Origin of the sequence: Azospirillum himalayense, from assembly GCF_042657465.1 — a bacterium.
GTDB lineage: Bacteria > Pseudomonadota > Alphaproteobacteria > Azospirillales > Azospirillaceae > Azospirillum > Azospirillum himalayense.
Genome location: NZ_JBHSLC010000111.1, coordinates 13,211 through 39,968, shown reverse-complemented (window position 1 = coordinate 39,968; position 26,758 = coordinate 13,211). Strand labels below are relative to the sequence as shown.

The following is a 26,758-nucleotide window of genomic DNA, read 5'->3' as shown; positions in this document are numbered from 1 at the left end:
GCGATGACGTCTTTCCTTGATTTTGGCCAAAGGACCTGCAAACGCTTTCGGGCGACTGCGATCTGGACAAAATTCAAGTTTTTGTTACAGTTGCTGCAAATTACCTTTTGTGAAAGTTCCATGGGGCGTTTTGAAATGACAGGCTGACACGCGGCTAAAGTTGCGAGGCACTGGTCCGCCCTGTGCTACAGTGCCGCCGGAAGGAGCCGTCATGCCGTCAGAACACCCGTCGCCCGAAGCCTCTCAGCCCAGCCAGGATGCCCCCGAACCTCTTCTGAAGCTGGGCGATGCGCCCCGCCCGGCCGCCATGCCCGACAGCCTCGCCGCGGACGTCGCGGGCTGGCGCTTCATCCTGCGCAGCCCGGTGGCCCCCAGCTTCTATTCCAAGCCCGGAACGCCGTGGCAGGGACCGCCCGAAGGCTGCCTTCGGGCAAGCGACCGCTGGAATTTGGACGGCGCCTTCCCCACCGACCGGCCCGTCGAGAACGGCGCGCAATGGGCCGTCGCACGGTTCGAGGGCGGGGTGTGGCGTGTGGAAAGCTGCGTTCAGGCCGCCGCCCGCCCGGCGGTGCGCGACCTGCTGCGCCTGCGGGTGGAGCGGCTGACCGCCGCCCGCCGCTGGACGCATGGCGACCTGGAGCTTCTGCACAGCCTGTTGGACGGTGGGACGCTGGCGGAATCCATTCTGCTGGCCGGTGACGAGGGGCGGGCGCGTTCGCTGCGGTCGCTGAAGGCGCTGGGGCTCGCTGGGACGGCCTCCGCGGACGACCCGGAGTTGTCCGACGAGGCGAAGGCCCTGCTTGCGGACGGGGCGGAAAGCGTCGTCTGGCTCGACGCCGATGCGCGGGAAATCGCCGATGGCATCCTATCCTGGCACGCCAAGAAGCAGGCGCGCGCCGCTGCGCGGCTGAGCCGGGGCGCCGAGGCGAGGCAACGCGGCGACGACATCAAGGACGCGCTGATCAAGGCGGTGCAACGGGCCTTCCCCCGCATTCCCAAGGAAGCCGCGGCCGCGGCTGCGGCCCGGCTGGCGCCCGGCGTAAAGAAGCTCGGCCGTATGCCGGCGCTGCAACCCATCGTGGACGCGGTGGCGGAGGTGCGGCTGGAGCGTTGGCGGCAGGCCGTGGCGTCGGAACCGGAAGTGGCGAAGCGCTTGGCCGCCATGGAGGCGCGCGGCGACGCGAACCGCGCGCTCAAGCGCTACCGTGACCAACGGGCGGTCGAGCGGGCGGAGGCCGAGTTGAAGGAATGGCGCGGCGACCTCGGCCCCGTCCTCTCCCGCCGCCTGGGCTGGTGACGGCGGAAGAAGCGGATCGGCGTCAGCGTGCGCCGGGGAACCACTCGGTGTGGCTGTCGCCGCTGCGGCCGTAGTAAACAACCCGCCGGCCCACGATGCTGACCGCCCAACCGGCACAGCCGGCGCGCAGCACCCGCTCGCAGAATCCGCGGTAGCGGATCGTCCCGGCCTGGATGGCGCGGACGGCGGATTCCACCCCCTCCGCCGAGAAGTCCATGGCCGGCGGGAGGGTGGAGGGCCGGCCCTCCACCCGCTCCGTCCTTCCGTCCGGGAAATAATAGGTCGTCTCCGCGCGCACGAGATCGGTGTGGTAGCGCTCCACCCCCGCGACGGTCAGCGCCGCGACGACCTCGGGGAAGGTGATGCGCTCCTCGCCCGAAGCGCGGCTGCACTCCCGCAGGATGGCCGTGATTTTGGAGTCCAAGACCTTTCCTCCTTGCGGCGCGAGCGTCGCGGTCAATCGACGGGAATGGAGCGCAGCCCCATCCGGCGGACGATGCCCTTCAGTGCGTCCTCGATCCGCGCCCGCTCGGCGGGGTCGAGGTGCCCGAAGAAGTCGGCGTCGTTGCGGTCGGCCAGGGTGGACAGATCCGGCACCAGCGCCCGGCCCTCCGGGGTGAGCGCCAGCGTCTGGTAACGCCGGTCGTCCGGGTCGGCAGTCTGGGTGAGCAGCCCCTTGGCGGCGAGACGGTCGGCCAGTTTCGAGATCGCTCCCCGCGTCATGCCCAGCCGGTCGGCGAGCAGACTGGGCGCCACGCCGTCGCGGTCGTGGAGGTCACGCAGCACGACCCACTCGGCGACGGTCACCCCCCGTCCCGCCAGCTTTGCCGCGAAGGCGTGGGACACATGGTTCGACACGAAGCGCAGCCAGTAGCCGAGATGCGCATCGAGCGGGCTGATGTTCGATTCGGCCAACAGGCACCCCATGAGTTTCCTTGGAAACTAAACCGGAAACGGTTTCCTTGTCAACTTCTTGGATTGGCGTCTGGATGGCGCAACGGCGCTGTTTTCTCGCCAAGATTCTCTCCGCGGCGAGGATGTGTGCCTCAGAGTTAAAACGCACTATTTGCAGATAGTTAAAGGTATGCTTTGTAATTTCCGTACGGGCAATGCTGCATAAATTAAACAGATCCGGATCGGACTTTTCAATTCAGGCCCAACCAGCCGGAATTCAGTTCTATGGTATATCACCAAGGTGGTAAACCATGATGGTATGACTATTTGAGAACACGCCTTGTGACAAATTAATTTGAAATCCATGATTAGTGGTATCTAAATCAATTATCGGTACGATCCGTCAGCCATCTCCACATGCCTCTGGTGATCCCATGTTCAATTTCATGTCAACGGGACGCGCGGAATTGAAGGCTAAGCTCGCGGCATTGGACGCCGCGCAGGCCATCATCGAACTTTCGCCGGATGGCATGGTTCTTTCCGCAAACAGTAATTTCTTTGCGGCGCTTGGCTGCAGCCCGGACGAGATCAAGGGCCGGCCCTGGTCGTCCATTCTCTCCCCTCAAGGCGAAGAGGCCGGCACCCCCCAGGCCGTGTGGGATGCGCTGCAGCGTGGCGAACCATGGTCCGGGGAATGCGTGCTCCTTGGCAAAGCGGGGCGGGATCCATGGGTCCAGACAGTCTTCACCCCGATCCGGGACCGGAAAGGCCGGACGGTCATCGTCATGGCCTACGCCACGAACATCACCATCAGCAAGCGCCGGTCCATTGATCAGGAGGGGCAGATCGCTGCGGTGAACAAATCGCAGGCGATCATCGAATTCGATATAAATGGACATGTCCTGACGGCGAACGCCAACTTCCTCACCACCATGGGCTACCGGCTGGAAGAAATCACTGGCCGGCATCACGCCATTTTCGTGGCGCCGGAGGAGCGCAACAGCAATGGCTACCGCCTATTCTGGGACGCGCTCCGGCGCGGCGAGCATCAGACGACGGAGTTCCGGCGGTTGCGCAAGGACGGCGGCGACGTCTGGATCCAGGCCAGCTACAACCCTGTCTTCGACGCGCAAGGCCGCTTGGTCAAGGTCGTCAAGTTCGCCACCGACATCACGGACCGGGTGAAGGAGCGGCTGAACCGCGCCGAAGTCGGGCGCGCGGTGGATGGCGATCTCGGCCACATCACCCAGGCCATCGCCAATGCCAACCGGCAAGCAGCAGCCGCCGCCGCCGCCGCCCAGACCAGCCACACCGTGCAATCCGTCGCTGCCGGGGCCGAGGAACTCGTCGCGTCCGTCAACGAGATCAGCCAGCAAACCGCCACCGCCTCCGTCATCTCAAACGAAGCGGTCGGTGAGGCCGAGCGGATCGGCACCACCGTCGAGGAACTGGTGGAGGCCGCCAAGCGGATCGGCATGGTGGTCAAGATGATCTCGGACATCGCCAACCAGACGAACCTTCTGGCGCTGAACGCGACCATCGAAGCCGCGCGGGCCGGGGAGAACGGCAAGGGGTTCACGGTGGTGGCGTCCGAGGTGAAGGCGCTGGCGACCCAGGCGGCCAAGGCGACGGAGCAGATCACCTCCCAGATCGCCCAGGTCCAGGGGGCCACCGATTCCGCCGCCCGCGCCATCACCTTGATCGGCGGAACGATCCGCAAACTGAACGGCATCTCCGCCACCATTGCGTCCGCCACGGAGGAGCAAAGCGCCGTCGTTCGCGACATTTCGGCCCATATGCAACGCACAGCTGACGCCATCACGACGATCAGCGGCAACATGGCCGGCATTGCCCGTGCGACCGAAGACGCCGCGGAATCGACCGGAAAGGTCAAGGCGCTGTCGCGCACCCTGGCGGCCTGACGAGCGCCGGGACAGACAAAACCGGGAGTTGAAGCGAACGAGAAAGACAATCCAGTCGATGCCGTTGTCGCGACACGCTCCGGAATTAAACAACTTATAAGATTAATGATCGCCTTGACCGATCCGTCGACGATGGTATTGTCATGGAAATGCCGGGAGTTAAGCCGGTGAAAGCGCTAAAGTTCAATCGGAGCGCAGCATGCCCCGGCATTGGAACGTCGGACGGGTGCGGTGCTCCATCGTTCCGCTTTGCCGAGGCAGCCCATGCACCGCCTGATGCCGTTTCGCACCGTTGCGACCCTGTGGCTTGCCATCCTGCTCAGTGTTCCGGCGGCGGCGTCCGCCCGTGCGGACGAGGTCTACCGGGTGCTGACCTGGAAGATGGCGCCCTATGCGATGGTGGACGAGCAAGGCAAGCTGACCGGCTTCGAGGTGGAGATCGCCCGCGCGCTCTGCGACACCATGGGCATCCGCTGCGAGATCACCGCCCAGCAATTTCCGGAGGTGTTGGACCTGCTCGACCGCAACGCCGCCGACTTCGCGGTCGCCAGCATCCTGAAGACTCCGGAGCGGATGAAGAAATACCTCTTCACCGACCGCCACAAGCGGTCCAGTTCCAGCTACATCGGGCGGGCCGGCGAATGGACGCCGGGCGTGGCGCCGGATCTTGCGGGGAAGCGTGTCTCCGTCACCCGCGGGTCGAAGCAGTATGACTACCTGACCGCAAAGAACACCGGCTGCACGGTGATGATCTACGACGACCAAGCGGAGGCGCTGCGCGCCGTTCTTGACGGGCAGGTCGACCTGGCCCTGGCTCCGACCGCCGTCACCGTCCACCTGCTGACCAGCACGGAGGGAGAGGCGCTGGAGGTCGTGGGCGACCCGCTGACCGAGAGCGGGCTGGGCGGCGAGTCGGCCATCGCCCTGCCGCTTGGACGCGAGGAACTGCGCGACCGGGTCAACATGGCCTTGCGCGCCATCCTTGCGGACGGGCGGTACGACGCCATCAGTTCCCGCTTCCTGCCCTTCCGGATGTACTGAGGCTGCGATGGGCTTCCGCATGCGCATCCCCGCCGCGCGGGTCTATCCGATCATCGCAGTCCTGTTCGCCGGGCTTGCGCTGGCCCAGACAGTCCGGGCGGACGCGCCGCCTCCGGCGGCCAGCCGACCGTTTCTGCGCGTCGTGGTCATCGACCATTCCCCGCCCTTCAGCGACCGCAACGCCGACGGGCTGCTGGTCGGCTTCAACATCGACTTCGGACGGGAGCTGTGCCGGTCGCTGGGCGTGGTGTGCAGCTTCGACGCGGCCCCCTTCAAACAGATCATCGACGACGTCGCCGCGGGCCGCTACGACATCGGCTTCGGCAATGTCCTGCGCACACCGGACCGCGAGCAGCGGCTCCTGTTCTCCATTCCCTATTGGCGGTCGAGCTCAAGTCTGGTCGGCCGGCGGGGCATGCCGGAACTGAGCCTGGAGGAAGCGATCCGCAGCCGGCGCATCGCCGCCATCCGCGGCTCGCGGCAGCACGCGGCCCTGCTCCGCCTGGCCGAGGCCGATCCGGCGCTGCACGCCAACGTGATTTCCGTCTCCACCCTGGAGGATTTGTGGGAAGCCATGCGCGATGGCCAAAGCGACATGGCCATCGGCCCGACGCTGAACGTCGTGCATTTCCTGCTGTCCGATTCCGGAGACGGCTTCGAAACCATCGGCACCCCGCTGTCGGAAGACGGCTTGGGCGGGACCGTGCACATCGTCTTCCCGCCCGGCCGGAACGAGCTGAAGGCGTCGGTGGACCGCGCGCTGACGGCCCTGCGCAACGACGGCACCTATCAGCGGATCAACCGCATCTACTTCCCCTTCGACATCTACTGAACCGGAATCGGCCATGACGCCCGCCCGCGCCCGCAGGCTCCCCCGCGTACGGTTGCAGCCGGCGATTCTGACCGGCGGCGCTATCCTGCTGGGGCTGATCGGCCTGCTCTTCCTCGGCATCGTCGCGGAGCAGGGCAAGATGGAACGGCTGGCCGCCGACAGCCAGGACCGCATGGTGCCGCTGATCCTGGAACGTCAGCGCGCCGTCGTGAATCTGGAGCGGCTGAAGCAGTCCGGGGCAATCGTCCTCTCCGCCGACGATCCCCGCCGTCGCCGCGAGGCGTTGCTGGCCGCCCAGGCGTTGGCCTTCCACCCGACCTTCCAGTTCGATCCCGCGCTGAAGCGGCAGGTCACGGAGGCCTACGCGGTCATCCGGCAGGTCTCTTCGGCGAAGGCGCGGCGGTTGGAGAGCGTCCCGCCCGGCGACGCGGCCGCGCCCACCGAGGAGGAGCGCCTCGCCGAGAAATGGGCGCAGACGCTGGTGGAGCTGAACACGGTCGGCGACCGGCTTCTGGTCGATGTCACTGAACTGACGGCGGGCCGCCTGGGCCAGATCCAGGAGCGCACCCGCCTGGTGTCGCAGGTCATCCAGTTCGCCTTCGTCGCGGTGCTGGCGATCTTCATCGCCGCGGGGCTGCTGATCCGCCGTCATGTCGTGCGGCCGCTGCTGGCTGCCGCCGACGGTCTGCGCCGCATCGGCGAGGGCGAGCGCGACATCCGGCTTCCCGGCGCCCGCACGGAGGAACTGGACAGCATCCTGAACGCCGTCGTCCGGCTGGGCACCCAGGCCGAGGAGTTGCGCCTGACCCGCGACCGGGCGGAGGCGGCGTCCCAGGCCAAGGCCAGCTTCCTCGCCAACATGAGCCACGAGATCCGCACACCGATGAACGCGGTGATCGGCCTGTCGCATCTGGCGCTGAAGACCGAGCTGACGCCGCGCCAGCGCGATTACGTCCTCAAGATCAGCCAGTCCGGGCAGCATCTGCTGGGCATCATCAACGACATCCTGGATTTCTCAAAGATCGAGGCCGGGAAACTGAGCGTCGAACGCACCGGCTTCCACCTGGACAAGGTGCTGGGCACGCTGGCCGACCTGATCGCGGAGAAGGCCGCGGCCAAGGGTCTGGAACTGATCTTCGACGTCGCGCAGAGCGTGCCCAGCGATCTGATCGGCGATCCGCTGCGCATCGGGCAGATCCTGGTCAACTACGCCAACAACGCGGTCAAATTCACCGAGCGCGGCGAGATCGCCATCATCGTCCGGCTGGAAGAGGAGGCCGGTGAGGATCTGCTCGTCCGCTTCGAAGTGCGCGACACCGGCATCGGTCTGAGCGTCGACCAGAAAAATCAGCTTTTCCAGAGCTTCCAGCAGGCCGACGCCTCGACCACCCGCAAGTACGGCGGCACCGGCCTGGGACTGGCGATCTCCAAGCGGCTGGCGGAACTGATGGGCGGATCGGTCGGGGTGGAGAGCGCGCCGGGCCGCGGCTCCCGCTTCTGGTTCACCGCCCGGCTGGGTCGCGACAAGCCGCGCCGCGTGCTCCTGCCGCGGCCCGATCTGCGCGGCCTGCGCTGTCTGGTGGTGGACGATAACGAGAATGCCCGCGTCGTGCTGACCGACATGCTGTCGGCCATGTCCTTCACCGCCGAAGCCGTCGAATCCGGCCCGGCGGCCATCCAGGCGGCGCGGCGCGCGGCGCGCGAGGGCCGGCCCTTCCGCGTCGTGCTGCTCGACTGGCAGATGCCGGGCATGGACGGGCTTGAGACTTCCGCCGGCCTCGCCGCGCTGGAGCTGGAATGGGCCCCTCACCACATCATGGTCACGTCCTATGGCCGGGAAGAGGTGCTGAAGGGCGCCGAGAACACGGCCATCGAGGAGGTTCTGTTCAAACCTGTCAACCCGTCGGCGCTGTTCGACGGCATCATGCGGGTGCTCGGGGCCGATGAGGCGGCCACGGACGTCTCGGCGACGCCGAGCGGGGCGATCACCGCCGACCTGTCGCGCCTGCGTGGTGCCCGCATTCTGCTGGCCGAAGACAACGACCTGAACCAGCAGGTGGCCTGCGAACTGCTGGGTGACGCCGGGCTGGTGGTGGAGGTCGCGGAGAACGGCGCCATCGCCGTCGGCATGGTGCAGGCGGCCCACTACGACCTCGTGCTGATGGACATGCAAATGCCGGTCATGGACGGCGTCGCCGCGACCCTGGAAATCCGCCGGCTGGGACTCGCCGAATTGCCCATCGTCGCCATGACCGCCAACGCCATGCAGGCCGACCGCGACCGTTGCCTGGACGCGGGCATGAACGATTATCTGGCCAAGCCGATCGACCCGGAGGCGCTGTGGGCCGCACTGCTGGCCTGGATCTTGCCTCGCCCGGGACTCGGCGCCGAGGCTCCCGCTCCCCATCCCGCCCCGCTCGTGGACGAGAAGGTCGAGTTGCCGATCGATGTTCCCGGGCTGGACACCGTGACCGGGCTGTCACGGGTGCTGGGAAAGAAGCGCCTCTACCTCGACCTGCTGCGCAAGTTCACCGCCGGGCAGCGCGGTGTGGCAACGGCCATCCGCGCGGCGCTGGACGCGAACGACCTCGCGGCGGCGGAGCGTTACGCCCACACGCTGAAAGGAACCGCCGGCAACATCGGCGCCCACCCCGTCCAGGATGCCGCCGAACAGTTGGAGGCGATCATCCGCGACGCCCGGCCACGCGCGGAGATCGACGCGCGGCTGGCCACGTTGGAGCCGCCGCTGGGCGCCCTCCTCGCCCATCTGGAAGCGGCGTTGGCGTCGGCAGGCGGCGACGCGGTGTCCGCATCCCGGTCCGCCGCGGTCGATGCAGCCGAGCTCCGCGCCTTGTGCGACCGGCTCCGCCAGCTTCTTCTCGACAGCGACCCGGACGCCGAGGAGGCGCTGACGGCGAACGCCGAGCTGCTGCGAGCCGCCTTCCCCGACCAATTCGAAGCCATCGCCAACCAGATTCGCAACTTCGACTTCGACGAGGCTGCCGCCTCCCTGGACGGGGCGCTGGCCGAGCGTGGCGCGGTCGCCGAAGCCTGAAAAGACGCCGGTCCCACCGGATCCCCCACATCGGAACGAGTCCATGGACATCGCATCGCCCGCACCGGCCCCCTTTGCGCCGAAGGCCACGATCCTCATCGTGGACGACACGCCGGACAACCTGAAGCTGCTCAGCGGCCTGCTGAAGGACAGCTACAAGGTCAAGGTGGCCAACAACGGGCGCAAAGCGCTGGAGATCGCCGCCGCGTCTCCCCCACCCGACCTGATCCTGCTGGACGTGGTCATGCCGGACATGGACGGCTACGAGGTCTGCGCCGCCTTGAAGGACGCGCCGGGAACCCGGAACATCCCCGTAATCTTCCTGACCGGCCGTGCCGACGAGGCCGACCGGGAGCGCGGCCTCGCCATGGGGGCGGTGGATTACATCGCCAAGCCGGTGGATCCCCCAGCTGTGCTGCAGCGGGTCGCCGCTCGCCTTCCGGTATCCTGACCGCCGCCGTCCGCACCGGCCGAGGCACCGGCCGTGTCGTGGCGAGCCGGCCTCAGGCCGGTGCCTCGGCCGGTGCGGACACGCGCCGCGGCATGCGGACGACGAAGGTGGCGCCGCCGCCGGGGAGGCTTTCCACCTCGATGGATCCCTGAAGCACCTGATGGACGAGGTTGAAGGCGATGTAGAGCCCCAACCCCGGAAACTCGATGCCCCGGCGGGTGGTGAAGAACGGATCGAACAGCTTGGGCAAATGCTCCGGGTCGATCCCCTTGCCGTCGTCGGCCAGCCGCAATTCCACCCAATCCTCCTCCCGCGGCGTGACCGACAGCGTGACGCGCCCGCTCTGCCCCGGCCGGAAGGCGTGGGCCACGGCGTTGCGGATCAGGATGGACAGCACCTCCGACAGCGGGCCGGGATGGCTGTCGATGGTCAAGCCGGTTGGACAGGACACGGTAAGGCTGTGCCCGGCCTCCCGCAGATGCGGGTCCAGCCCGAACAGCGCGTCGGACAGATAATCCTTGAGGTCGAACACCCGCCGCTCCGACCCGGCGCGGTCCACCACCACCTGCTTGAAGCTTTGGATCAGATTGGCGGTGCGCACGATGTTGGTGGTGACCAGCAACGCCCCTTCCCGCGCGTTCTCCAGGAAGCGGGCGAGGTCGGACTTACGGATCGCCCCGTTCTGGAACTGCGAGGCCAGCGATTCGACCAGTCCGGAGAGATGGGACACCGCGGTCAGGGCCACCCCGATCGGCGTGTTGATCTCATGCGCGACGCCGGACACCAGAAGGCCCAGGGCCGCCATCTTCTCCGTCTGGATCAGGTGCTGCTGCGTCTCCTCCAGCCGGCTGTGGGCAGCCCGCACCTCTTCGACGGTGGCCCGCAGCGAGTCGGCGGTGGCCTTCAACGACAGGTGGTTCTTCACCCGCGCCAGGACGATGGGGGGGCTGATCGGCTTGCTGATGTAATCGACCGCGCCCAGATCCAGCCCGAACTTCTCGTCCTCCACGGAGGTTCGCGCGGTGAGGAAGATCACCGGAACGTCGCGGGTCCGTGGATCGGCCTTGAGACGGCGGCACACCTCGTAGCCGTCCATGCTCGGCATCATGACGTCGAGCAGGATCAAATCCGGTGGATGGTTGGAAAAGGCGATGCGCAGCGCGGCATCACCGTTGTTCACGGTCTTGACCGTATAAATGGATTTCAGGTGGCTGCTCAGCAGCGACAGGTTGTCGGCGGTGTCATCCACGATGAGAATCGTCGCCTTCGTCGGTGCTCCCATATCCGCCCCTTCCTCTTGCGGCGGAAAAGACGATCCGGCACTCCCCCGCTTGAGGCGTCGGCCACCACCAGCGCGTCACCGGCCTACAGAAACACCCTCGTCCGCCAAACGGGACCTTACAACGCGATTTTTTATCGTCAAAGACAATTTATCGGCGTGAGTGGCCACCATCACTCTCTTGTCGAATTTCTTTTCGCACGAAAAACAATTTAATTTTACGGATCGCCCGAATTTACCAAGCGCTGCGTCTTGCGGGGGAACCGGCCGGCGCTCCTGGACGTTTCCGTGTCCGCGAGCGGCGGCCGGGGCGCGAAAAAGTGGTAGTTCGCACCCACCCGTCAAACTGTCACAGACCGCTCGTATAGTCCGTCCAACTTTGGAAATGCCTCGTGAATCCAGCCATGCCGACGCCGACACACGCCCGTATGATCCAGACCCTTTCCACGCCCACGCTGCATTGCGCCTGCTGCGGGCGTCCCTTCACCCGCGCCTCCGGCCGCGGCCCCGCCCCGCTCTACTGCTCGGCCGACTGCCGGACGCAGATCCGCATCCGTCAACGGGTCTGGTCGAGCCGGCCCGGCTACGCCGCGAGCGGTCCGGCCAACCACCCGAATCCCCTGTTCGAGACGGCCTGCGCATCATGATGAAGCTGGTGATTCACGACCGCCACTCCGCCGCCGGGCTGATCCTGCCGGATGTCGGCCATATGCGCGACGTCGTGCGCGCACTGCGCGGGCTGGAGACGGTGGACAGCGCGTCGGTGCTTCTGGAGGCCTTCGCGCGGCGCTGCCTGGAAGCCGGTGTAGCCTTCGATTCAACGGATCCGCTGACCGCCTGCTCCTTCTGCACCCATCTGGTGGAGGTGGAGGTCCATGCGGAGGACGGGGCGGCGCCCGTCCAGTTCGTCCGGCTCTACGACCGCGACGCCGACGGCATCCTCTGCCGCCGCCATCACGGGACCCTGCACGCGGTGGCCCGGCAGTTGCGGTGCGAGGACGGTGTGCCCTTCCCCACCCTGCCGGCCATCGCCGCCAAGACGGCAACCGTTACAACGGGCATTCCGCCGCGCCCGTTCTGATCAAGCGGACGCGGACGGGGTCGTGCCGATCGTTACGGCATGTACTGGCCGCCGTTGACGTCGAGAACCTGCCCGGTGATGTAGCCGCTGCAGGCGTGCGACGCAAAGAACAGGAAGGTCGGGGCGCATTCCTCGGGACGGCCGAAGCGGCCCATCGGGAAGCCGGAGCCGATGCGGGCCTTGGTGTCCTCGTCCTTGTCGGCGTGGAAGGCCGTGTCGAAGGTGCCCGGCGACACCATGTTGAAGCGGATGCCGTCCTTGGTGTGGAAGGCCACCCAGTTCTTCTGGATGTTGTGCAGCCACGCCTTGGCCGCGCCGTACAGGCCGGCGCCCGGACCGCCGCCGGTGTAGCCGGCGACCGAACCGACCGAGATCACCGAGGAGGTGGTGCCGCTCTGCGCCGCCGCGGCCTTCAGGTGCGGCAGGGCGTGCTTGGTCACCATCAGCGCGGAGCGGGAGTTCAGGTCGGTCACCGCGTCGAAGAACGCGTCGTCGATTTCCGGCAGCGGCTTGCGCGCGACCAGGCCGCCAGCGTTGTTGACGAGCACGTCGATGCCGCCGAAGCGCTCCACGAAGGCCTCGACGAGCGTGCCGCAAGCCGCGCTGTCCGACACGTCGGCCTGGAGGAAGACGACCTCGCCGCCCAGCCCGTTCAGACGGGCCAGCGTGGCCTCCAGATCCACCGGGACGCGGCGGCCGTTCATGGCGACCTTGGCACCGGCGCGGGCGAACGCCTCCACCGCCGCCAGGCCGATGCCCTGCGTGGAGCCGGTGATCAGAACGCGCTTGCCCTTCAGATCGTCAAACATTCCTTGCCTCTCGTGTCTTGGTGTCGTTTTGGCCCGGCTCAATCGGCCAGGCGGGGTTCCGGCAGGCCCTGGGCGCCGGGATCGAACATCAGGACGCGTCCGCCATGCGGGTCCTCGGCGAGGTCCGCCGGCCCGCGGCTGAGCGAGGTGACCAGCATCGTCCGCAGGTCCGGCCCGCCGAAGGCGCACATGGTCGGCTTGCGCATCGGCACGTCGATGCGGCGGTCGAGGTCGCCGTTCGGGGTGAAGCGCTTGATACAGCCCTCGTCCAGGCAGCAGATCCAATAGCAGCCGTCGACGTCCACCGCGGCGCCGTCGGGACGCCCGACCATCGCCCGCATGTCGACAAAGGGGCGGCGGTTGGCGGCGGTGCCGGTGTCCGTGTCGTAGTCCCAGGCCCAGACCATCCGCACGTCGCGGTGGCTGTCGGACGCATAAAGCGTGCGCCCGTCCGGGCTGAAGGCGGAGCCGTTGGGTATGATGTAGCCGCCGGTCCCCGTCTCGGTCAGCCCGTCGGCCCGCGTGAAGCGGTGCCACCGGCCGGCGGAGTCGCCCTTGCTGATGTCCATGACCATGCTGGACAGCCAGAACCGCCCCTGCCGGTCGCAGCGCCCGTCGTTGAAGCGCATGCCCTCCTTGGGGAAGCGGTGGCTGGCGAGGGCGGTGACCACCGCCTCCCCGCCCTCCCCCGGCAGATCGACGTCGAAGACGCCGGTCTCGCAGGCGCAGACCACGCCGCCGTCCGGACGCAGGACGAGGCTGCCGATCATCTCCGGCAGGGTCCAGCGGCGGTGGGCGCCGCTGGAGGGGGCGAGCCGGTGGATGGTCCGCGCCGGGATGTCGATCCAGGTCCAAAGGCCCCGCTCGGCGTCCCAGACCGGGTTCTCGCCGGTGCCGTTGCGCAGCTCGGGATCGAAGACGGCTTTCAGGCCAACGCTCGTGACGGTCGTCATTTCGCGGACCCCACGGTGCTGGCGGCCGCGCCGTCCGCGGTCGGACCGTTGCCGCCGTTGCCCCGGAAGTAGCGCAGCAGCGGCAGCGCCAGGGTGATGGCCGCGACGGTCAGCAGGCCGAGCGTGATCGGACGGGTGTAGAGGAAGTCCAGGCTGCCGCCCGACAGCGACAGGGCGCGGCGGAAGCTCGCCTCGGCCATCGGACCCATGATCAAGGCCAGGACGACCGGCGACGCCGGATAGTCCCAACGCTGCATGAAGAAGCCGACCACGCCGACCGCCAGCATGATGCCCACGTCGAACATGCTGTTGTTGATGGCGTAGGCGCCGACGACGCAAAGCGCCAGGATGAGCGGCGTCAGGATGGCGCGCGGCATCTCCAGGACCTTGCCCATCAGACGCAGCGACGACAGGCCGATGATCAGCAGGGCCGCGTAGCAGAACAGCATACCGGCGAACAGGGTGAACACCAGACCGGCGTGGTCCTTGAACAGCAGCGGACCGGGCTGGAGGCCCTGCATGGTCAGCGCGCCCAGCATGACCGCGGTCACCGCGTCGCCGGGAATGCCGAGCGTCATCATCGGCAGCAGGTCGCCGCCGGTGCAGGCGTTGGCACCGGACTCGGCGGCCGCGACGCCCTTGATCTCGCCCTTGCCGAAATTCTCCGGATTCTTGGAGAAGCGCTTGGCCTCGTTGTAGGCGACGAAAGACGCGATGTCCGCACCGGCGCCGGGGATGATGCCGACGATGATGCCCAGACCCGACGAGCGGAGAATGGTGAAGATCAAGCCCTTGAAGACGCTCCAGGGCGGGATGATCCGGCCGATGTAGACCTTGACCTCGGCCCGCGTCTCCGGCTGGCCCAGCGACTTGAAGGCTTCCGACGCCGCGAACAGGCCGATCATCACCGGGATGAAGGGAACGTTCAGCAACTCGTTGAAGCCGCCGGTGAAGCGCGGGAAACCGGCCATCGGGTCGAGGCCGACGGTGGACAGCAGCAGCCCGAGGAAGCCGGCGATCAGCCCCTTGACCAGGGAGTCGCCCGACACGCTGGTGATGATCGACAGGCCGAACACCGCGAGCGCGAAGGATTCGGCGGCGGAGAATTCCAGCGCGATGCCGGCCAGCAGCGGCGCCAGGAAGATCAGCATGAAGACGCTGAGGAAGCCGCCGAAGCAGGAGGACAGCGTCGCCGTGCCGAGCGCGAGGCCGGCCTGGCCCTTCTGGCTCAGCGCGTAGCCATCCATGGCGGTCGCGGCGGCGGCCGGGGTGCCGGGGATCTTGAGCAGGATCGCGGTGATCGAGCCGCCGAAGATGCCGCCGAAGAACACGCCGCACAGCATCAGGATGGCCGAGACCGGGTCCATGCCGAAGGTGAAGGGCAGCAGGATCGCGACGCCCATGGTGGCCGTCAGGCCGGGCAGCACGCCGATGATGATGCCCAGCGTGACGCCGATCAGGGCGAGCAGAAGCGGCAGGGGTTCGCTGGCTAGGTTGGCGAAGCCCTGAAGGAGCATGTCGATTTCATACATCTTCCATCTCCTCGCTGACTAGAACTCGCCCGTTTCGAACAGGCTTCCGTCCGGCAGCGGGATCTGCAGGGCGTACAGGAACACCAGGTAGAGGAAGGCCGTGACCGCCACCGCGATGATCGGGGCGCGGACCCAGCTGCGCATGCCCATGAGCCGCATCATGCCGATGAGGAACACCACCGTCGTGGGCAGGTAGCCGATCAGGGACAGCATGTAGATGTAGACGGCGGTCGCGACCACGCCGATGGCCACCCGGTGGAACCGGAACGCCTCGGCCGGGGCTTGCGGCTCGGCGGGTGCGGCCTGGGCGCCGCGCTTGGGCATCAGCCGGCCGATGACCAGGATCGCGCTCAGAACGAGCAGCGCACCCGCGTAAATGATCGGAAAACGGGCCGGTCCGACATCGGTGCCGAGGCCGGCCATCGTCGGAAAACCGCCCGACACGACGATGGCCGCGACGGCGACGGCGGCGACCACGGCGCCGGCGAAGAGGTCGGCCGAACGCGGCGTTCCCGACCCCGGAGTTCCACCAGAGGAATGGCTCATTGGACGTCTCCACGCACGGGGCACGGGCGGTGGACGCCCGCGCCCCTGTCTTTCCTGATTACTTCGCCATTCCGAGCTTGGTCATCAGGTCCTTGAAGAAGGCGTTGTCCTTCTTGATCATCTCACCGAACTCGGGACCGTCGGCATAGGCCAGGGTCAGGTTCATCTTGGTGAGGGTCTCCTTGAAGGCCGGCTCGTTGGCAGTCGCCTTGGACGCCTCGCGCAGCGTATCGACGACGGCCTGCGGGGTCTTCTTCGGAACGACGATGCCGCGCCAGGTGTAGACCGACAGGTCGATGCCCTTTTCCTTCACGGTCGGGACTTCCGGGAAGGCCGCCGAACGCTCGTCGCCCATGACGGCGAGAATGCGCAGCTTGCCGGCGGCGACGTGGTTCACGACCTCGGCCGGGCTGACGCTCACCGCCTCGATGTGGTTGCCGAGCAGGGCGGTCACCGCCGGGTTGGCGCCGTCATAGGGGATGTGGCTGAAGCTGGCGCCCGTCTTCTCCTGGAGCGCCGCCGCGGCGAGGTGCCAGATGGCGCCCGTGCCGGAGTTGCCGATGCGCACCTTGCCCGGGTTGGCCTTGGCGTTGGCCAGGAAGTCCTCGAAGGTCTTGAACGGCGAGTCGACGTTCACCGTGATGGCGCTCGGCTCGGCGTTCAGGCGGGCGATCGGGGTGAAGTCGTCCGCGGTGAAGCGGGCGATGCCCATGTGCGGCAGCATGGTGAGTTCCACCGTGCCCATGCCGATGCGGTAGCCGTCCGCGCGGGCGGCCATGATCTCAGTCAGACCGACGGCGCCGGCGCCACCGGTCTTGTTGACCACGCCCATCGACTGGGGCAGGTGCTTCTTGGCCGCGTCGGCGTAGGCGCGGGCCACCAGATCGGTGCCGCCGCCCGCCGCGTAGGGGACGGTCAGCTCGATCGGCTTGGTCGGATAGCCGGCGGCCTGCGCGGCCACCATCATCGTGGCGGAGGTCAGCGCGCCGACGACGGCGCCGGTGAGGAAACGATAGCCCTTCATGAGCGTTCTCCCTGGAACTTTGCTTGTGGTGAGGAGGGGGGAGGAGAAAGCCCGCGGCGCGTTCTGCGACCGGCCGCGGGATGGTCCGCTGGTGCCGTGGCTCGGTCAGCGCGGGTTGAGGCGCCGCCACGCGGCGACGAAGGCGTCCGCCCGGACGCCGACCTCGGCGGCGGACAGGCCGGGCGCATACAGAGCCGACCCCAGCCCGAAGCCGGCCACGCCGGCCTCCAGGAACGGCGCCATGGTGTCCGGGGCGATGCCGCCCACGGGCAGCAGGCGGGTGCCGGCGGGCAGGATGGCGCGCATCGCCTTGATGACGCGCGGTCCGACCAGCTCCGCCGGGAAGATCTTCAGGGCATCGGCCCCGGCTGACAGCGCTGCGAAAGCTTCCGTCGGAGTGGCGATTCCGGGCAGGCTGACCAACCCCGCGGCCTTGGCGGCGCGGATCACCGCCGTGTCGGCGTGCGGCATGACGACCAGATCGGCGCCGATCTCCTTGAGCCGGGCCACCTGTTCCACCGCCAGGACCGTGCCCGCGCCGACCAGCGCGTCGCGCGGCAGCAGCCGGCGGACGGCGGCGATGCTGTCGAACGGATCGGGCGAGTTCAGCGGCACCTCGATCATGCGGAAACCGCTGTCATAGAGCGTCTGCGCGACGCCCTCCGCCTCCGCGGGGGTCAGGCCACGCAGGATGGCGACCAGCGGCAGGGCGGAAAAGGCGGCGTCGAAGCGGGCCTTCAGGGAATCATCCGACATGTTCGTCACTCCCCCGCCGGCGCGATCAGGCCGGCGGCAACGGCAAACTGGAAAAGCCCACGCGGGGCGGTGTTCTCAAGCCGGTCGGTGGGCTCGACGCCCAGCAGCTCCAGGCCGCGCACGTAGCGGCGGCAGAGCGCGCCCTCGCCGATCAGCAGAAGCGGACGGCCCTCATGCAGCTCGTTGCGCATGTGGCCGAGGCCGGAGACCAGCTCGTGGCCGATCAGCAGGCCGGACAGGTAATCCTTCAGAAGCTCCGCCGGCATGCGGCGGGTGATGCCGAGCGTGCGCGCGGCGAAGATCTGGTGCGTGAAGTCGCCCGGCCCGCTGGCCTGCGCCGCCCGCACGCCCTCGGCGAAGGCGGCGTCGGACTCGGCCTCCGCCGGGGCGGCGTCCGCCGGCATCAGCCGGCCGAGGATCGAGTGCTTGCACAGCACGGCGAAGGTCTCGCCGGTCATGTAGGTGGAGAAGCGGATCATGCGCCCGCCGACGATCTCCACCCATTTGGAATGGGTGCCGGGCAGCACCATGCAGGCGTCGCGGCCCCAGTCGGGACGGTCGGCCAGCACGCCGGCGATCTGGATCTCCTCGCCGCGCAGGATGTCCGGCGGGCCGCTTGGCGGGTCGTAGAGGACGCCCGGCGCGATCAGGATGCGGGAGCCCGACGCGCTCTCCACCGGAATGGCCTGCGAGGCCAGGGTGGTCGTGTCGGCGGGGCAGCGGACGTAGGGGGCCTCGCGCCAGCCCTGGGCGCTGCCGACCATGCCGCCGGCCACGACCGGCAGGCCGGGATGGGTGGTCAGCCAGTCGCCGCACAGGTCGGTGAAGGCCTGCTCGAAGCCGGCGATGCCCGGCATCGGCAGGTTCTGGATGCCATGCGCGTTGGCGCGCTGGTCCAGCACCCGCCCGTCGCGGCCCATCAGGAAGCCGCGCAGGCTCGACGTTCCCCAGTCGAGGGCGATCAGCGATGCCCCGACGCCCGTTCGTCCCGTTTCCATCCCAAATCCTTTGAAATCGCGTCGGCGACCGCCCGGACCACGGGTCCAAGCTCCTCCATCCGTTCGTCCGGCATGTACGGCACGGCGCTCGCCACGCTGATGGCGGCGACCACCTGATTGCGGACGTCACGGATCGGCGCGCCGACGCAGCGGATGCCGATTTCGTTTTCTTCAAGGTCGAAGGACCAGCCGCGATCCACATAGGCGGCCAGCCGGGATTCGAAGTCCGGCCAGGGTGCCAGCGGGGGCCGTTCCGGCGCCGCCGCGGTCAGGCGGAGCGCGTGGTCGTACAGCTCCGGCCAGCGCTCGCGCGGCAGGCCGAGGAGAAGCGCCTTGCCAAGCCCGGTGGAGGCCAGCGGCATGCGCAGGCCGATGCGCGACCGCATCTCCAGCCCGCGCGTGTTCGGAATCTTGTCGAGGTAGAAGACCTCCGCCCCCTCGACGACGCCGAGATGGACGGTGTCGCCGGTCTGGCGGGCCAGCTCCTCGATGTGCGGACGGGCGATGGCGACCAGCGGGCGCTGCTCCAGCGCGCGCATGCCAAGCGCGATCAGCTTCGGCCCCAGCAGATAGCCCTTGTAGGGCACATGATGCAGATAGCCGTCCTGGGTCAGGCTGTTGAGCATCCGGTGCGTGGTGCTGCGCGGCGTGCCCAGCCGGGCGGCGATGCCCTTCACGTCACCGATGCCCGCCGCCACGCATTCCAGGAGGGCGAGGCCGCGCATCAGCGTCTGGGTTCCGGAGGCCTGCGGCTTCTCCGGCGACGCTTGTGCATCGAGCGGATTTGCTCCGATGCCGGCCATATCCTCCCTCCCGCGTTGTTGTCCGATATCTGGCATATCAGTTTCCACCACTTTATGAAGGCGTACGGAGTGTGTCAAATAAATAAATCATTGTCCATATAGTGAGACAATGACAGCGCAAGACAGCCTTGCCCCACGGTCTGGGCGGCCGTCTTGACCGGGGCGGGGCTCCTGCCCATCTGTTCCCTTGAGGCGACCGGGGCCGCGCATGGTGCGGGCCACACAGGCCGTCTTCCCGCGCCTTCGCAAAGGGCGGGAACCATAACGAACGGAGTGCCTGATGGACTTCGGTCTGTTCACCGACCGTGCGCGCGGCGTCATCCAGGCTGCGCAACTGGCGGCTCTCGCCGGACGCCACCAACAGCTCGTCCCCGAACATCTCGTGAAGGCCCTGGTCGAGGACGCCGACGGCGTGCCCGCCAAGCTGATCCGCGATGCCGGCGGCGACCCCGAGCTTTTGAAGACCGCCGCCGAGGAAACCCTGAACCGCCAGACCCGTGTGGATGGCGAAGGGCCGCACCCGATCTTCATGTCCCCGGCGCTCGCCGGGGTGCTCCAGAACGCCGTCGAAACGGCGCGCGGGGCCGGCGACAAGTTCGTCTCCCCCGAACGGCTTCTCGAATCGCTGGCCGCCCACGGCGGCAGCACCCGCGCGCTGTTCCACCGCGCCGGTGTCGATCCCGCGGTGCTGGTTGAGGGCGTCGAGTCGCTGAGCAGGAACCGCCCCGCCGACCGGCAGGAGGATTCTCAGATGGGCGAGGCGCTCGCCAAATACGCCCGCGACCTGACGGAAGAGGCCCGGCAGGGCCGTCTCGACCCGGTGATCGGGCGCGACGACGAGATCCGGCGGACCATCCAGGTCCTGGCCCGGCGCACCAAGAACAACCCCGTCCTGATCGGCGAGCCCGGCGTTGGCAAGACCGCCGTGGTGGAAGGGCTGGCCCAGAGGCTGGCCTCCGGCGACGTTCCGGAGGGGCTGAAGGACCGGCGCGTGCTCGCGCTCGACCTCACCGCCCTGCTGGCCGGGGCCAAGTTCCGCGGCGACTTCGAGGAGCGGCTGAAGGCCGTTCTCTCCGAGGTGCAGCAGGCGGCGGGCCGCATCATCCTGTTCATCGACGAGCTGCACTCGCTGATCGGTGCCGGCCGCACGGACGGCGCGATGGACGCCGCCAACATGCTGAAGCCCGCGCTGGCGCGCGGCGAGCTGCGCTGCGTCGGCGCCACCACGCCGGACGAGTACCGCAAGTACATCGAGAAGGACGCGGCGCTGGCCCGCCGCTTCCAGCCGGTGAACGTGGACGAGCCGTCCGACGAGGACGCCGTGTCGATCCTGCGCGGCATCAAGGGCAAGTACGAGGTGCACCACGGCGTGCGCATCGCCGACGCGGCGGTGGTCGCGGCGGTGCAGCTCTCGGCCCGCTACATCGCCGACCGTCGCCTGCCCGACAAGGCCATCGACCTCGTGGACGAGGCGGCCAGCCGCCTGCGCATGGCCATCGACAGCAAGCCGGAGGCGCTGGACGCCGTCGGCCGCCGCGTCGCCCAGCTGAAGATCGAGCGCGAGGCCCTGAAGTCGGAGCCGGACGCCGCGTCCCAGGAACGGCTGCACAAGCTGGAATCCGAACTCGCGGTGGACGAGGCGAAGCTGACCGCCATGGAAGAGGAGTGGCGTATCGGCCAGTCCCGCCGCACCGAGGGCCGCCGCCTGAAGGAGGAGCTGGACCAGGCCCGCACCAAGCTGGAGCACGCGCAGCGCGACGGCGACTGGGCGAAGGCCGGCGAGCTGGCCTACGCCGTCGTTCCCGACCTGGAGAAGCGTCTGGCCGAGGCCGAATCCCGCGCCAACGCGGAGCGGGAGGAGGTCACGGCGAAGGACATCGCCGCCGTGGTCACCCGCTGGACCGGCATCCCGGTGGACCGCATGCTGGACAGCGAGCGGCAGCGGCTGAAGGGCATGGAGGACCGGCTGGCCGAACGCGTCGTCGGTCAGGCGGAGGCGGTGCGCGCCGTGTCCAAGGCGGTGCGCCGGGCGCGGGCCGGGTTGAAGGACCCGAACCGTCCCACCGGCTCCTTCCTGTTCCTCGGCCCGACCGGCGTCGGCAAGACGGAGCTGGCCAAGGCGCTGGCCGCCTTCCTGTTCGACGACGAGACCGCGGTGACCCGCGTCGACATGTCGGAGTATATGGAGAAGCACTCCGTCGCCCGCATGATCGGCTCGCCCCCGGGCTATGTCGGCTATGACGACGGCGGCACGCTGGCCGAGAAGATCCGGCGCCGGCCCTATCAGGTCGTCCTGCTGGACGAGGTGGAGAAGGCCCATCCAGACGTTCTGAACGTGCTGCTCCAGGCGCTCGACGACGGGCGGCTGACCGATGGGCAGGGCCGCACGGCGGACTTCCGCCACGCGATCCTGATCATGACGTCGAACCTGGGGGCGGACGCCCTGACCGCGCTCGGCGAGGACGACAGCCTGGAGGGCGCACGGATCGAGGTGATGGACGCGGTGCGCCGCGCCTTCCGGCCGGAGTTCCTGAACCGGCTGGACGACGTGCTGATCTTCCGCCGGCTGGGACGCGAGCAGATGGCCCACATCGTGGACATCCAGCTCGCCCGCGTCGCCGACCGTCTGGCGGAGCGCGGCGTGTCGCTGACCGCCGACGACGCGGCCCGCGCCCGTCTCGCCGACCTCGGCTGGGACCCGGCCTTCGGCGCCCGTCCGCTGAAGCGGGCGGTGCAGAATCTGGTGGAGGACCCGATCGCCGAACGGTTGCTGGACGGCGAGGTGGACGAACGCTCGACCCTGCACCTGTCGGCGCGGGACGGTCGCCTGACCCTGGACGGCGTTCCCGTCGAGGAGGACCGCGCCACCGGCTTCAAGGCCCCGGAACGCCCGCCGCTGGGCTTCGCTCTGACCGGCAGCGGCGGACGGAGCAGCGCCGCCGTCCACTGAGCATGACGCGACACGAGAACCCCGGCCCGCAAGGGCCGGGGTTTTTCGTTGCGCACGTCTCCCCAACGCATCGGTGATGTCCGCCGCTCTGTGGTATGCAGGAGGGACGGTCGCGCCGTCATCGGCGCGCCATGCGGAGGGCCGGGGAATGAGCGGATTGAACGGATACGGTGAAAACGCGACGGCGCTCACGGAACAGTACGAGAGCGTGGCGTTCGCCGATGTGCATCGCGATGTGCTCCACCTTTTTCCCTCCCGGCCGAGCCGCATCCTGGACATCGGCGCGGGCACCGGACGGGACGCGGCCGCCCTCTCGCGGCTCGGTCACGACGTGACGGCCGTCGAACCGACGGTAGAGCTTCGCAACGCGGGTGTGCGCATTCACGCCGCGACGCCGATCCGCTGGATCGACGACAGCCTGCCGGAGCTGACGGCGGTGCGGAGCGACGGCGGGCGCTACGACGTCGTCCTGCTCACCGCTGTGTGGATGCATCTCGACGAAGCCCAGCGAGCCATCGGGATGCCGCACATCGCGGCCCTTCTGAACCCGAACGGCCGGATCGTCATGTCCTTGCGGCATGGCCCGGTGCCGGCGGGGCGGACCATGTACGACGTTTCAGCCGCCGAAACCATCGAGCTTGCCGCGTCCGTCGGCCTTCGCTGCATCCATCGGAATTACCGGGAGGATATGCTCGGCCGCGGCGATGTGTCCTGGAGCTTCCTCGGATTGGAGGCGCGCTGACCGCCTTACGACCGCTGCCGCTCGGGCACCATCAGCCAGCGCGCCAGGGCGTAGAGGTTAACCGCCACATAGACCGCCGCCCCGACCACCCCCATGATGAGTCCGCCGAGTTGTTGGTCGGCCAAGGCCGACAGGCCCCAGGGTGCCGTCGTGTCCAGATGGTAGACGAACAGCGGCTGCGGGGCGAAGATCAGCAGCGCCGCCAGGATGGCGAGATGGACCGAGGTGCCGAAGGCCGACAGCAGCCCCCTCCCCCGCATCGCCGCATCGTCAGGGGCCAGCACCGTCCGCCACGCGGCGACCGCGCCGACGAGCAGGCTGGCGTGCATGACCCACAGCACCGCGTCGAAGCGCAGCGCCGCCATGTATGGTCCCGGCAGGTGCCACACCCAGAGGAACAGCCCGAACAGGCCCCAGGCGATTTCCGGAACGGCCAAAGGTGACGCCAGGACCCGCGCCCAGTTGGGCCAGCGGAGCGCGCCCATCGGCCAGGACAGGACCAGGAGGGGCGCCGCGACCTGGATGGTCAGGAGATGCTGGACCACCCGCGCCGAGAACAGGGCGGAGGTCAGGTTGCACAGCGGCGACACGAAGGCGGCGAACAGAACCAGCCAGCCGGCGGCAAAGCACCAGGGCTGGTGACGGGCCATCCCCGCTCCATGCCGCCGCACCACCATCGCGTAACCCGCGGCGGCCAGGGCGAACACGGACAGCAGGACCGGGTCGCCGTTCCAGGCGCTCCAGAACCCGTCCGGCACCGGTGGGGCGCCGCAATAGGGAATGATGGACGGCAGCGTTTCGGCGAGCGGCGTTGCGGTGGGCACGGCTGGACCTCCCTTGGTCGACAGCCGTGTAAAACCGGGAATGGCCCTCGGGTTCCCAAACGCCGCCCGTTGAGTCAGGCCCGTTCGGCGGTTTCGATCAGGTCGGTGCGCCCGATGCGGCGCAGCGAGGCCTCCAGCCGCGTGTCGTCCTCGCGGATTTCCCGCAGGGTGTGCAGCGTGAACATCACATGCGCCTCCGCCGCCGTGTGGGCGGCCTCGGCGTCGCCGGCCAGCACCGCATCGGCGATGGCCAGATGCTGCTCCAACAGCAGGTCGCGCACGCCTGGCCGGGTGTAGAGCCGGTCGCGGTTGTAGAAGACATCGTTGCGCAGCATCTCCGACAGCGCGCCCATGATGTGCAGCATCACCGTGTTGTGCGCCGCCTCGTAGATGGCGAGGTGGAGCTGGGCGTCCACGTCGGCCTCTTCCGACGGATCGTCCTTGCCATGAGCGTCGCGCATGCGCTGGGCCAGGGCACGGATCGCCTCACGGTCGAGGTCGGTCGCCCGCTGCGCGGCCAGCTTGGCGGCAGCGGCCTCGATGGAGGTGCGGAACTCCAGGTAATGGAAGGGTGCGTCCGGATCGGATTGCAGCAGCGCCGCCAACGGGGCGGCAATGGGCGCCAGGAACTGCGCGATGTGCGTGCCGTTGCGCCCGGAAACGAGCAGCCCGCGCTCCTCCAGCTTCTCCAGCGCGTCGCGCAGCGACGGGCGCGAGACGTCCAGCTTGAGCGCCAGGTCGCGTTCCGGCAGCAGCTTCTCCCCCGGGCGCAGCACGCCCTCCCGGATCAGCGTCTCCAGATGATCCGCGATGGCGTCCGCCAATTTGGCCGGCTTTATCATTCCCTTGCCTTGCCCCTTGCCCTGCATCCGCAGAAACCCCGCCTGATCCAGAAGGTTAGATATCGTCGTGGCCTTCGTACGTCCAGCCCTGCCGAGACCCATGTCACCGTTTCCCGGCCGCACCGCCATCGAATGGGTTCAGTGGTAATACCATGGGCAAGAAAAAGTCTCTCGCGACGCTGACGGTAAATTGAATTTTCCCTATTGCCAACCATTGCGACCCAATGTATCCGTTCTGAGCCTTTGGTCATAAGTTTTGACCGGAGCCCAACCCAAGAAAAAACTGATCTCCATGGCCGATCGGTCGTGGAATGACAGGCGGCACGCGTCCGGATAAGACGCGCGGATCCGGGCTCCACTCATGGTCGCTGGCCAAAGCGCAGAACCGAGAATCTGCGGCATAGGTAGGAAACATGCAGCCCTGGACACAAGTCTACGATCCCGCGGGTAACCTTTGGCTTTCGGCACTTGTGGCCGCGTTGCCGATCATCTTCTTCTTCATCGCGCTGACCGTTCTGCGCATGAAGGGCCACGTCGCGGGCACCATCACCGTCGCCATCTCGCTGGCCGTCGCCATCCTGTTCTACAAGATGCCGGTCGGCATGGCGCTGGCGTCCGCCGGATACGGCTTCCTCTACGGTCTGTGGCCCATCGCCTGGATCATCGTGGCCGCCGTGTTCCTCTACAAGATCACGGTCAAGACCGGTCAGTTCGAGATCATCCGCTCGTCGGTGGTGTCGATCACCGAGGACCAGCGGCTTCAGATGCTGATGGTCGGCTTCTCCTTCGGCGCCTTCCTGGAAGGGGCTGCGGGCTTCGGCGCGCCGGTCGCCATCACCGCGGCGCTGCTGGTCGGGCTGGGCTTCAACCCGCTCTACGCCGCCGGTCTCTGCCTGATCGCCAACACCGCCCCGGTGGCCTTCGGCGCCATGGGCATTCCGATCATCGTCGCCGGTCAGGTCACCTCGCTCGACCCGTTCCGGATCGGCGCCATGGCCGGCCGCCAGCTTCCGCTGCTGTCCGTCTTCGTGCCCTTCTGGATCATCATGATCATGGACGGCTGGAAGGGCGTGCGCGAGACCTGGCCCGCCATCCTGGTCGCCGGCGGCACCTTCGCCGTCACCCAGTACTTCACCGCCAACTTCATCGGGCCGGAGCTGCCGGACATCACCTCCGCCCTGGTCAGCCTCGTCAGCATCACCGTCTTCCTGAAGTTCTGGAAGCCGAAGGCGATCTTCCGCTTCGCCAATTCCCCGCTGCCCGCCGGTCCGGTGCCGCAGTCGGTCGGCGCCATGGCGTCGAGCGAGTTCAACGCCCAGCGCGGCTACAGCGCCGGTGAGATCGCCAAGGCCTGGTCGCCCTTCCTGATCCTGACCGTGGTCGTCACGATCTGGAGCCTGAAGCCCTTCAAGGCCCTGTTCGCCAAGGGCGGCGCGCTGGCCGACACGGTGCTGTACTTCCCGATCGCCGGGCTGGACAAGCTGGTGCTGAAGGCCGCCCCGATCGTCGCCTCGCCGAAGCCCATCGACGCCGTCTACAAGCTCGACCTGCTGGCGGCCACCGGCACGGCCATCCTGATCTCCGCGATCATCACGATGGTCATGCTGAAGATGCGCCCGGCCGACGGCGTGAAGACCTTCGTCGAGACGGTCAGCGAGCTGAAGCGCCCGATCTACTCGATCGGCATGGTCCTGGCCTTCGCCTTCATCGCCAACTACTCGGGCCTGTCCTCGACCCTGGCGCTGCTGCTGGCCGGCACGGGCTTCCTGTTCCCGTTCTTCTCGCCGATCCTGGGCTGGCTGGGCGTGTTCCTGACCGGGTCCGACACGTCGAGCAACGCGCTGTTCTGCGGCCTGCAGGCCACCACGGCGCAGCAGGTGGGCGTGTCCGACGTGCTGATGGTCGCGGCCAACACGACCGGCGGCGTCACCGGCAAGATGATCTCCCCGCAGTCGATCGCCGTGGCCTGCGCCGCGGTGGGTCTGGTCGGCCGCGAGTCCGAGCTGTTCCGCTTCACCGTGAAGCACAGCCTGTTCTTCGTCGCGATCATCGGCGTCATCACCATGATCCAGGCCTACATCCTGCCCTGGATGATCCCGTAAGCGTCGAGGTCCGACCCCCCTTCTC

Annotated in this window: 24 protein-coding genes; 11 read left to right on the top strand and 13 right to left on the bottom strand. The window is 67.9% G+C overall.

Annotated elements, in window-relative coordinates:
- The first annotated feature begins 211 nt into the window (after positions 1-211).
- Positions 212-1,297, top strand: a complete 1,086-nt coding sequence (locus tag ACFPMG_RS29635) for a hypothetical protein (protein WP_376998960.1) — start codon at positions 212-214, stop codon at positions 1,295-1,297.
- 22 nt (positions 1,298-1,319) lie between these two features.
- Here the strand turns inward: ACFPMG_RS29635 and ACFPMG_RS29630 are convergent, their stop codons facing one another.
- Together ACFPMG_RS29630 and ACFPMG_RS29625 are read right to left on the bottom strand one after the other, a co-directional pair.
- Positions 1,320-1,721: a DUF1398 domain-containing protein gene (locus tag ACFPMG_RS29630; RefSeq protein WP_376998958.1), complete on the bottom strand. Its 402-nt coding sequence runs from the start codon at positions 1,719-1,721 to the stop codon at positions 1,320-1,322.
- 32 nt (positions 1,722-1,753) lie between these two features.
- Positions 1,754-2,224 carry a MarR family winged helix-turn-helix transcriptional regulator gene (locus ACFPMG_RS29625; RefSeq protein WP_376998955.1) on the bottom strand — a complete coding sequence of 157 codons (471 nt, stop codon included), beginning with the start codon at positions 2,222-2,224 and terminating at the stop codon, positions 1,754-1,756.
- Between the two features lie 401 nt (positions 2,225-2,625).
- Here ACFPMG_RS29625 and ACFPMG_RS29620 point away from each other — a divergent pair, with 401 nt between their 5' ends.
- From ACFPMG_RS29620 to ACFPMG_RS29600, 5 genes are all read left to right on the top strand, one after another.
- Positions 2,626-4,113, top strand: a complete 1,488-nt coding sequence (locus tag ACFPMG_RS29620; RefSeq protein WP_376998953.1) for a methyl-accepting chemotaxis protein — start codon at positions 2,626-2,628, stop codon at positions 4,111-4,113.
- 264 nt (positions 4,114-4,377) lie between these two features.
- The gene (locus ACFPMG_RS29615) at positions 4,378-5,154 is read left to right on the top strand and encodes a substrate-binding periplasmic protein (protein ID WP_376998951.1); all 777 of its coding nucleotides are present in this window, start codon (positions 4,378-4,380) and stop codon (positions 5,152-5,154) included.
- Between the two features lie 7 nt (positions 5,155-5,161).
- Positions 5,162-5,986 (top strand): substrate-binding periplasmic protein, encoded by an 825-nt coding sequence (locus ACFPMG_RS29610; RefSeq protein WP_376998949.1) that lies wholly within the window; start codon positions 5,162-5,164, stop codon positions 5,984-5,986.
- Between the two features lie 13 nt (positions 5,987-5,999).
- Positions 6,000-9,041 carry a hybrid sensor histidine kinase/response regulator gene (locus ACFPMG_RS29605; RefSeq protein ID WP_376998946.1) on the top strand — a complete coding sequence of 1,014 codons (3,042 nt, stop codon included), beginning with the start codon at positions 6,000-6,002 and terminating at the stop codon, positions 9,039-9,041.
- Between the two features lie 43 nt (positions 9,042-9,084).
- Positions 9,085-9,492: a response regulator gene (locus tag ACFPMG_RS29600; RefSeq protein WP_376998944.1), complete on the top strand. Its 408-nt coding sequence runs from the start codon at positions 9,085-9,087 to the stop codon at positions 9,490-9,492.
- Positions 9,493-9,544: 52 nt separating this feature from the next.
- Here ACFPMG_RS29600 and ACFPMG_RS29595 read toward each other — a convergent pair whose 3' ends face one another.
- A complete protein-coding gene (locus tag ACFPMG_RS29595; protein ID WP_376998942.1) occupies positions 9,545-10,774 on the bottom strand; it encodes a sensor histidine kinase in 1,230 nt (409 codons plus the stop codon).
- 401 nt (positions 10,775-11,175) lie between these two features.
- Here ACFPMG_RS29595 and ACFPMG_RS29590 point away from each other — a divergent pair, with 401 nt between their 5' ends.
- Together ACFPMG_RS29590 and ACFPMG_RS29585 are read left to right on the top strand one after the other, a co-directional pair.
- A complete protein-coding gene (locus ACFPMG_RS29590; RefSeq protein ID WP_376998940.1) occupies positions 11,176-11,418 on the top strand; it encodes a hypothetical protein in 243 nt (80 codons plus the stop codon).
- On the top strand, positions 11,415-11,852 hold the full coding sequence (locus tag ACFPMG_RS29585; protein ID WP_376998938.1) for a hypothetical protein: 438 nt from the start codon (positions 11,415-11,417) through the stop codon (positions 11,850-11,852). The genes ACFPMG_RS29590 and ACFPMG_RS29585 overlap by 4 nt, the downstream gene beginning before the upstream one ends.
- A 32-nt stretch (positions 11,853-11,884) precedes the next feature.
- Here ACFPMG_RS29585 and ACFPMG_RS29580 read toward each other — a convergent pair whose 3' ends face one another.
- The 8 genes from ACFPMG_RS29580 to ACFPMG_RS29545 all read right to left on the bottom strand — a co-directional run bounded on the left by ACFPMG_RS29580 (position 11,885) and on the right by ACFPMG_RS29545 (position 19,273).
- Entirely contained in the window at positions 11,885-12,661 is a 777-nt protein-coding gene (locus ACFPMG_RS29580; protein ID WP_376998936.1) for an SDR family NAD(P)-dependent oxidoreductase, read from the bottom strand.
- Positions 12,662-12,699: 38 nt separating this feature from the next.
- The gene (locus ACFPMG_RS29575) at positions 12,700-13,614 is read right to left on the bottom strand and encodes an SMP-30/gluconolactonase/LRE family protein (RefSeq protein WP_376998933.1); all 915 of its coding nucleotides are present in this window, start codon (positions 13,612-13,614) and stop codon (positions 12,700-12,702) included.
- Positions 13,611-15,146 carry a tripartite tricarboxylate transporter permease gene (locus ACFPMG_RS29570; RefSeq protein ID WP_376998931.1) on the bottom strand — a complete coding sequence of 512 codons (1,536 nt, stop codon included), beginning with the start codon at positions 15,144-15,146 and terminating at the stop codon, positions 13,611-13,613. Before ACFPMG_RS29570 ends, ACFPMG_RS29575 begins: the two co-directional genes overlap by 4 nt.
- Before the next feature lie 18 nt (positions 15,147-15,164).
- Entirely contained in the window at positions 15,165-15,692 is a 528-nt protein-coding gene (locus ACFPMG_RS29565) for a tripartite tricarboxylate transporter TctB family protein (protein ID WP_376998929.1), read from the bottom strand.
- Between the two features lie 58 nt (positions 15,693-15,750).
- Positions 15,751-16,716, bottom strand: coding sequence for a Bug family tripartite tricarboxylate transporter substrate binding protein (locus ACFPMG_RS29560; RefSeq protein ID WP_040136534.1), 966 nt, complete (start codon positions 16,714-16,716; stop codon positions 15,751-15,753).
- Between the two features lie 105 nt (positions 16,717-16,821).
- The gene (locus ACFPMG_RS29555; RefSeq protein WP_376998927.1) at positions 16,822-17,472 is read right to left on the bottom strand and encodes a 2-dehydro-3-deoxy-6-phosphogalactonate aldolase; all 651 of its coding nucleotides are present in this window, start codon (positions 17,470-17,472) and stop codon (positions 16,822-16,824) included.
- A 5-nt stretch (positions 17,473-17,477) separates the two neighbouring features.
- Positions 17,478-18,470 (bottom strand): 2-dehydro-3-deoxygalactonokinase, encoded by a 993-nt coding sequence (locus ACFPMG_RS29550; protein ID WP_376998924.1) that lies wholly within the window; start codon positions 18,468-18,470, stop codon positions 17,478-17,480.
- Entirely contained in the window at positions 18,434-19,273 is an 840-nt protein-coding gene (locus ACFPMG_RS29545) for an IclR family transcriptional regulator (protein ID WP_376998921.1), read from the bottom strand. Before ACFPMG_RS29545 ends, ACFPMG_RS29550 begins: the two co-directional genes overlap by 37 nt.
- Positions 19,274-19,553: 280 nt before the next feature.
- Here ACFPMG_RS29545 and clpB point away from each other — a divergent pair, with 280 nt between their 5' ends.
- Positions 19,554-22,223, top strand: a complete 2,670-nt coding sequence (gene clpB / locus ACFPMG_RS29540) for an ATP-dependent chaperone ClpB (protein WP_376998919.1) — start codon at positions 19,554-19,556, stop codon at positions 22,221-22,223.
- Positions 22,224-22,371: 148 nt separating this feature from the next.
- Positions 22,372-22,965, top strand: coding sequence for a class I SAM-dependent methyltransferase (locus ACFPMG_RS29535; RefSeq protein WP_376998917.1), 594 nt, complete (start codon positions 22,372-22,374; stop codon positions 22,963-22,965).
- Between the two features lie 5 nt (positions 22,966-22,970).
- Here ACFPMG_RS29535 and ACFPMG_RS29530 read toward each other — a convergent pair whose 3' ends face one another.
- Together ACFPMG_RS29530 and ACFPMG_RS29525 are read right to left on the bottom strand one after the other, a co-directional pair.
- Positions 22,971-23,789 carry a cytochrome c oxidase assembly protein gene (locus tag ACFPMG_RS29530; protein WP_376998915.1) on the bottom strand — a complete coding sequence of 273 codons (819 nt, stop codon included), beginning with the start codon at positions 23,787-23,789 and terminating at the stop codon, positions 22,971-22,973.
- A gap of 74 nt (positions 23,790-23,863) precedes the next feature.
- Entirely contained in the window at positions 23,864-24,631 is a 768-nt protein-coding gene (locus ACFPMG_RS29525; protein ID WP_376998913.1) for an FCD domain-containing protein, read from the bottom strand.
- 413 nt (positions 24,632-25,044) lie between these two features.
- Between ACFPMG_RS29525 and lldP the strand changes: the two genes are divergently transcribed.
- Complete coding sequence (gene lldP, locus ACFPMG_RS29520) at positions 25,045-26,733, top strand: L-lactate permease (RefSeq protein WP_376998911.1); 1,689 nt, start codon at positions 25,045-25,047, stop codon at positions 26,731-26,733.
- The last annotated feature ends 25 nt before the right edge of the window (positions 26,734-26,758 follow it).

What these genes read in the sequence shown, in the direction of transcription:
- ACFPMG_RS29580 (WP_376998936.1), bottom strand. Translation starts at nt 12,661, where the DNA reads ATGTTTGACGATCTGAAGGGCAAGCGCGTTCTGATCACCGGCTCCACG.
- ACFPMG_RS29525 (WP_376998913.1), bottom strand. Translation starts at nt 24,631, where the DNA reads ATGATAAAGCCGGCCAAATTGGCGGACGCCATCGCGGATCATCTGGAG.
- ACFPMG_RS29535 (WP_376998917.1), top strand. Translation starts at nt 22,372, where the DNA reads ATGAGCGGATTGAACGGATACGGTGAAAACGCGACGGCGCTCACGGAA.
- lldP (WP_376998911.1), top strand. Translation starts at nt 25,045, where the DNA reads ATGCAGCCCTGGACACAAGTCTACGATCCCGCGGGTAACCTTTGGCTT.
- ACFPMG_RS29615 (WP_376998951.1), top strand. Translation starts at nt 4,378, where the DNA reads ATGCACCGCCTGATGCCGTTTCGCACCGTTGCGACCCTGTGGCTTGCC.
- ACFPMG_RS29575 (WP_376998933.1), bottom strand. Translation starts at nt 13,614, where the DNA reads ATGACGACCGTCACGAGCGTTGGCCTGAAAGCCGTCTTCGATCCCGAG.
- ACFPMG_RS29560 (WP_040136534.1), bottom strand. Translation starts at nt 16,716, where the DNA reads ATGAAGGGCTATCGTTTCCTCACCGGCGCCGTCGTCGGCGCGCTGACC.
- ACFPMG_RS29625 (WP_376998955.1), bottom strand. Translation starts at nt 2,224, where the DNA reads ATGGGGTGCCTGTTGGCCGAATCGAACATCAGCCCGCTCGATGCGCAT.
- ACFPMG_RS29620 (WP_376998953.1), top strand. Translation starts at nt 2,626, where the DNA reads ATGTTCAATTTCATGTCAACGGGACGCGCGGAATTGAAGGCTAAGCTC.
- ACFPMG_RS29635 (WP_376998960.1), top strand. Translation starts at nt 212, where the DNA reads ATGCCGTCAGAACACCCGTCGCCCGAAGCCTCTCAGCCCAGCCAGGAT.
- ACFPMG_RS29585 (WP_376998938.1), top strand. Translation starts at nt 11,415, where the DNA reads ATGATGAAGCTGGTGATTCACGACCGCCACTCCGCCGCCGGGCTGATC.
- ACFPMG_RS29545 (WP_376998921.1), bottom strand. Translation starts at nt 19,273, where the DNA reads ATGGCCGGCATCGGAGCAAATCCGCTCGATGCACAAGCGTCGCCGGAG.
- clpB (WP_376998919.1), top strand. Translation starts at nt 19,554, where the DNA reads ATGGACTTCGGTCTGTTCACCGACCGTGCGCGCGGCGTCATCCAGGCT.
- ACFPMG_RS29595 (WP_376998942.1), bottom strand. Translation starts at nt 10,774, where the DNA reads ATGGGAGCACCGACGAAGGCGACGATTCTCATCGTGGATGACACCGCC.
- ACFPMG_RS29565 (WP_376998929.1), bottom strand. Translation starts at nt 15,692, where the DNA reads ATGAGCCATTCCTCTGGTGGAACTCCGGGGTCGGGAACGCCGCGTTCG.
- ACFPMG_RS29590 (WP_376998940.1), top strand. Translation starts at nt 11,176, where the DNA reads ATGCCGACGCCGACACACGCCCGTATGATCCAGACCCTTTCCACGCCC.
- ACFPMG_RS29605 (WP_376998946.1), top strand. Translation starts at nt 6,000, where the DNA reads ATGACGCCCGCCCGCGCCCGCAGGCTCCCCCGCGTACGGTTGCAGCCG.
- ACFPMG_RS29600 (WP_376998944.1), top strand. Translation starts at nt 9,085, where the DNA reads ATGGACATCGCATCGCCCGCACCGGCCCCCTTTGCGCCGAAGGCCACG.
- ACFPMG_RS29610 (WP_376998949.1), top strand. Translation starts at nt 5,162, where the DNA reads ATGGGCTTCCGCATGCGCATCCCCGCCGCGCGGGTCTATCCGATCATC.
- ACFPMG_RS29570 (WP_376998931.1), bottom strand. Translation starts at nt 15,146, where the DNA reads ATGTATGAAATCGACATGCTCCTTCAGGGCTTCGCCAACCTAGCCAGC.
- ACFPMG_RS29555 (WP_376998927.1), bottom strand. Translation starts at nt 17,472, where the DNA reads ATGTCGGATGATTCCCTGAAGGCCCGCTTCGACGCCGCCTTTTCCGCC.
- ACFPMG_RS29550 (WP_376998924.1), bottom strand. Translation starts at nt 18,470, where the DNA reads ATGGAAACGGGACGAACGGGCGTCGGGGCATCGCTGATCGCCCTCGAC.